Below are 3,398 nucleotides of genomic sequence, written 5' to 3'. Positions count from 1 at the left end.
GCTGTCCGACTGTCGGACAGGTTTCCGCAGGGTGCCTCCGCCGGGGAGGCCCTCCTGGACTCAGGGGGGAGGAGGCGCGGGGACGGTGCGGGCCGACGTGGGCTCGCCCAGGATCAGCAGCAGCTCCGCGCGGCGGTTCTCGCCCCGGCCCGCCGACGTTCCGTTGGAGCCCGCGGGCCGGCGCGCACCGAGGCCCCGGGCTTCCAAGCGGTGAGCTGGAACGCCCTTTCGCACCAGGTAGTCGCGCACCGCCTCCGCGCGAGCCAGGGACAGGCGCTGGTTGGATGCGGACGACCCCTCCGCATCCGTGTGCCCTTCGATGACGACGCGCTCCACTTCGGGATGCTCCAGCAGCACCCGCGCGACCTGATCCAGGACGCGCGAGCGGCCCGGCAGCGTCGTCGCGCCGACCTCGAAGAAGACCTGGCCATGGAGGACGAGGCGCTCGCGGGTCAGGGAGACGAGCGAGTCACCCGTCTCCGGGCAGCCGCCGTGCTCTCGGGTTCCCCGCTCGTGGATGCAGGCGTCCAACACATCCACGACACCGTCACCATCCGAGTCGGTCTCGGAGACCGGCTCGTCCTTGGCGGGCTCGGGAGGTGGAGGTTCGGAAGGCGTGGGTTCGGGTTCGAGCTGTGGCTCGGCAGGGGCACGCGGGAGCCCCTGGACCAGCTCGTAGACGATGTCCTCCGGGGGCGGAGGTGGCGGCTTGTCGAAGAGAAGCGCGAAGCCCGCGAGCACCCGGTATCGGGGCGCCCCCGGCTCCGCGCCCAGGCCCGCCCCACCCAACGCGAAGAACTCCCAGGGCCGGGCCGGTGCGTATCGCAGGCCGCCCAGCAGCTCTCCGCTGGTGCGCTGCTGCCGCCACGAGTACGCGCCGAGCGCCGACACCTCCGCGCGCAGGGCGTACCCTACGGTCAGCCCCACCCCGGCCCTCAGCTCGTTGCCCACGCCGTTGAGGCTGTCCACGCCGGAGTCCGTCGAAACGGCGCGACGCAGGAGCACGCCCACTTCCAGCGCCGGAGCCACGGGCCCCCAGCGCTTGCCCATCATGATCCGTCCCTGTCCACGGACGCCCTGATCACGCGCGAGTGCGCCCGAACCACCCACCGGCAACCGCACGTCCAGGTCGAGCGCCAGATGGAAGGCCTCGGGAGCGGTGGTCCCCAGCAGCCCCAGTCGGGCCGCGAGCCGCGGCGCCCCCAGCCCGCTGCGTGACGGCGGGGAGATGGACAGCACGGTGCTCACGTCCGCGCCGCTCTGATGGATGACGCCAGGGAGCTGGGCCTGAAGCTCCAGCCAGGGCAGCACGCCGACGGCCAGCGACACCACGCCGGTGGTCCGGGACAGGACGAGCGGGTATTCGTCCGGCCCGTTACGGACCGTCAGCGATCTCCGCTGGTAGTGCGCCAGCAGGGAGATGCGCAGCGCGCCGGGCGCCAGCAGCTCCCCGCTCCCCATCGTCAGGGGCCCCAGGCCCGGGTTCGGGTCCAGGCGCTCCAGGGAGAACGTGGGCAGGGGCGTGGCGTCCTGGGCACGCGCGGGGGTTGCGAGCAGCAGCAGCCCCAGCGCGGCCCCGCCCACTGCGCATCGGTGCAAGGCCGGACCCATGCGCGCATCATCCGTCAGGACCCGCCCGGGGCGAAGGAGAATGGCGGTTAGACTCCCCTCTCCGCTTGGAGACACGCTCATGCAAATGCAGCCGTCAAAGAAGTCTTGGAGCCTGTTGGTTGGCGCGTTGCTGTTCGCCGGATGCGGCCCCGAAGCCGCGCAGGAGGCATCCCCCGCGGACCAGGCGTCGGCATCAGACCGCCCGGTGCGCGCCATGACTCCGCCCAACAGCTGTGACGAAAGCGTGGATGTCGGCTGGTGTCGCGTCTACAGCGACCGCGTGCCCTGCAACAACGGCATCGAGATGTATGCCATCTGGACACCGGATGGCTGGTGCATCCCGCGCGACGTCTGCAAGTACAGCCAGGGTCCCGAAATTATCTGTCCGCAGTGACGATTCCAGTCGCTGCCGATTGTAACTCGGGCCATGGCTTCCAATTCGGATTTCCAAGCTAGACTAATCCAGCGGTCCCTACCCCATCACGGAGACAGCCATGCAATGGCATTCGTTCGCGAAGTCAGTTGGAATGGCGGTTGGCGCTGCGATGCTTCTCGTCGCCTGCGGGCCTGAAGCAGCGCAGGAAGCACCGTCGGAGACGCAGTCCTCGGAGTCAGGCCGTCCGGTGCACGCCATGGCACCACCGACCAGCTGTGATCCGGACACCGATGTCGGCTGGTGCCGTATTCCCACGGACCACGTCCGCTGCGCGAATGGCTTCTACATGTATGCCTATTCGACGCCGGACGGCTGGTGCATCCGCTACGACGCCTGCAAGAACCAAGGGGGTCCGTACGTCTGCGGTCTGTAACCCCCAGTGCCCGGCCTCCCTGCCCTCAAGCGGACAGGGAGGTGCGGACACGGGCAGTTCTGCCACCCAAAACCAGCCTTCACCATCGAACAGTCAAACAAAATCAACAGCTCATTTTAGATATTTCCCAAGCCACCCCTTGAGCGCCACAAAATCCCTTAAGCTCAACTGATACTGAACCTCTTGCGCAAAACTGACAGCGCCAGGAGTAAACGACGAGGTGGTGGCAAGAATCCCTGCCGTAACTCGCGAATGCTGGACTACCCCATAGAGATTACGGACGATCTCCACACCGACGTGACGGTCCTCAGCATAGCGCTTGCACTCAACATAGTACATAAACGTACCAAATGGCCCCTTGTGAGCAGCCTGAATGTCACGCCCGCCATCTCTCGTCTGCCCTGTAAGCACAACCTCAAATCCCTGATTCACAAGTATCTCAGCCACAACCTGCTCAAACTTCCGAGAACTCAAATCCCTAAGCCGCTCAGGATGCCTAGCCAACCACTCCAACAATTCCTGATTCACCTCGGCAATTTGAATTTGAAACTCAGGTTCCGAAATGAGGGCTGGAGGCGCGCCAATGCGCTGAATGTCGAACCTTCCTGGTTCCAACAGAACGGAGCATTCACCCGTAGTTGAATCAACCCCGCCGACGAACACAGGCCAGATTGGGCGATATACGGAGGGCCTGACTCCAAAGAAAAAAATGAGCGGAGCACCTATATCTCGCGCTCTCGACACAAGCACGCGCTCTCTCTCATTGCCCGACAACTTGTAGCCAAGCGACTTTGGCAGTTCCAGCCTATCTTGTTTGAAGTCCGCGCTTCCGCGAGGCACTGTAGCCCTAATACTACTTGATCAGATGCGTGACGGTCCTCGAGGAGGAGCGCGAGCGCCGAGTCTGCGGAGGCACAGCGGACAATGGCCGAGGCGGCGCAGCAGCAGATGCTGGAGCCGCCGGCGCACCTGGGGCAG

General features: G+C 65.6%; 4 protein-coding genes. 2 read left to right on the top strand and 2 right to left on the bottom strand.

Translation table 11 applies throughout. From position 1 onward, the window contains the following. Positions 1 to 60: 60 nt before the first annotated feature. Entirely contained in the window at positions 61 to 1,599 is a 1,539-nt protein-coding gene (locus D7Y15_RS42830) for an OmpA family protein (RefSeq protein WP_158629224.1), read from the bottom strand. 91 nt (positions 1,600 to 1,690) lie between these two features. Here D7Y15_RS42830 and D7Y15_RS45060 point away from each other — a divergent pair, with 91 nt between their 5' ends. Next, positions 1,691 to 2,005 carry a hypothetical protein gene (locus tag D7Y15_RS45060; protein ID WP_126933858.1) on the top strand — a complete coding sequence of 105 codons (315 nt, stop codon included), beginning with the start codon at positions 1,691 to 1,693 and terminating at the stop codon, positions 2,003 to 2,005. A 238-nt stretch (positions 2,006 to 2,243) separates the two neighbouring features. Beyond that, complete coding sequence (locus tag D7Y15_RS45055; protein ID WP_158629223.1) at positions 2,244 to 2,420, top strand: hypothetical protein; 177 nt, start codon at positions 2,244 to 2,246, stop codon at positions 2,418 to 2,420. A 111-nt stretch (positions 2,421 to 2,531) separates the two neighbouring features. Here the strand turns inward: D7Y15_RS45055 and D7Y15_RS42825 are convergent, their stop codons facing one another. Next, positions 2,532 to 3,035 carry a restriction endonuclease gene (locus D7Y15_RS42825; protein WP_158629222.1) on the bottom strand — a complete coding sequence of 168 codons (504 nt, stop codon included), beginning with the start codon at positions 3,033 to 3,035 and terminating at the stop codon, positions 2,532 to 2,534. Positions 3,036 to 3,398 lie beyond the last annotated feature (363 nt).

Source organism: Corallococcus sp. AB030 (assembly GCF_003668965.1).
Lineage (GTDB): Bacteria > Myxococcota > Myxococcia > Myxococcales > Myxococcaceae > Corallococcus > Corallococcus exiguus.
This window is presented reverse-complemented; position numbering and strand designations above follow the sequence as displayed.